The 1,599-nt window shown below is 68.9% G+C and carries 1 protein-coding gene; it reads right to left on the bottom strand.

Annotated features, from left to right (window positions below):
- Positions 1-329: 329 nt before the first annotated feature.
- Positions 330-1,451 (bottom strand): IS110 family transposase, encoded by a 1,122-nt coding sequence (locus DWV43_RS09915; RefSeq protein ID WP_117648235.1) that lies wholly within the window; start codon positions 1,449-1,451, stop codon positions 330-332.
- Positions 1,452-1,599 lie beyond the last annotated feature (148 nt).

The following is a 1,599-nucleotide window of genomic DNA, read 5'->3' as shown; positions in this document are numbered from 1 at the left end:
TCAATGCCGCCTCGTTTCAAGGCACCTTGCTCGCTCTGGCGGGTTTTCGCTCATATGACCCAATCCGCTGTCAAGAGCCACAATGGCCCCGCCGACCGCTTGCAATCGGTCGGCGGGGCCTGCCGTTAACCCGTCCCGGTCCGCCCCCGGCATGTCATCGACGCCTTCGGCTCAGTCTCATATCCGCGGATACCGTTCTGTCGGCCCGCACTCCATTCCTTCGGCGGGGTTCCCCAAGTCTGTCGAGGCGCATGCGGAGGGCTCCGCGCGCACAGCGAAATAGGGGGTATCCCCGAAGGCCGCCCGGCTCGCCGGGGCGGGGGCTATGTCTATTCCGCGCCCTCCCGGCACATCATGCCGAGGGCCCAGAGCCACCTCACGAGCTCGGCCGCGGTGGCCGCGTTAGCCTTCGCCGCGGGCATGCCGCGGGCGAGCATCTCCTCGCGCCGCCGCAGGAGCCGCTCGGATCCCTTCCTCCCGTGCATCCTTATCTCGAGGGGCACGCCCGTGTCCCTTGGCATGAGCTTCGGCTGGTGCCGTGCCGCGGCGTAGCACCATGAACCCTCAACGGCCAGCTTCCTCACGAGCGCGTTGCCCGCACCGCTGATGCCTCCGAGCCGCACGGAGTCGCCGCTCGACCTCTGACTCGGCGCGAGGCCGAAATAGGCCGTGACCTGCCTTCCGGAACGGAACCTCGTGAAGTCGCCGACCTCGGCCGAGAAGGCTGCGGCCAGCGCGAAGGCGCAGCCCTTGATCGACTGGAGGGCGGCCACCTCCGCGGCGATCGGGCTGGCATCCACGGCTGCCCTGTACTCGGAGAGCAGATCCGCCCGGGCCTCCGCCGCGGCCTCGACCTCGCTCCTCAGAGCGGCGAGCGTCCGAACCCCGCCATCGTCCTCCGGCCTGACCTTGTCGAGCCACCTCAGGAAGTCGTAGGTCCAGTACTTCCTCGGGTTGCCGGCGGGCGTGGTGCCGCCGTAGGCGAACCCTCGCTTTGCGAGGAAGGCGAGCAGCCGCTGCTTGGCGGTCGCCAGGCGCGCGGTCGCCCCGTCGTAGGCGCCGGCGAGGTCCCTGATGCCCTCGACCTCGGGGGAGGGGACCCATACGGGGGAGATGTCGTGGGCGAGTATCGCCTTGGCCATCCTGGCGGCGTCGTTCCTGTCGTTCTTGGAGGCCGAGTCGGCGGCCGACCTGGGGATCTTCGAGACCGCGGCGACGACACACTCGACGCCGAGCCCGGCGAGCTCCCTCTGCGGGGCGAAGCCGGGGTAGCCGCTCTCGTAGGCCGCGAGCGACGGCCCGGGGAACCCACCCATCCACCCGGCGATCTCGCCCCAGGGGTTGCCGGGGAACCTCCTCGTCACGGCCTCGCCGGTGTCCGCGTCGAGGGCGCAGACGGTGGTCGACCTCAGGTGGACGTCCATCCCGAACGCGGTAGAATACTTTGGCATGGGAGCCTCCCAACCTCGTTGCGGCGCGGCTGCGCCTATGGCACTTCAACATCATTGTCGCAGCCCCGACCCGCGGTCACGAGCGGGGGCTCCTATCTTTTTAGTGCCCTCGGATTGGGTCATAGTGTCTGTCGTTGCCAAAACATCG

Origin of the sequence: Collinsella sp. AF05-9, assembly GCF_003465595.1 — a bacterium.
Classification (GTDB): domain Bacteria; phylum Actinomycetota; class Coriobacteriia; order Coriobacteriales; family Coriobacteriaceae; genus Collinsella.
The sequence above is the reverse complement of the archived record's forward strand: the minus strand, read 5'-3'. Positions and strand labels throughout refer to the sequence as shown.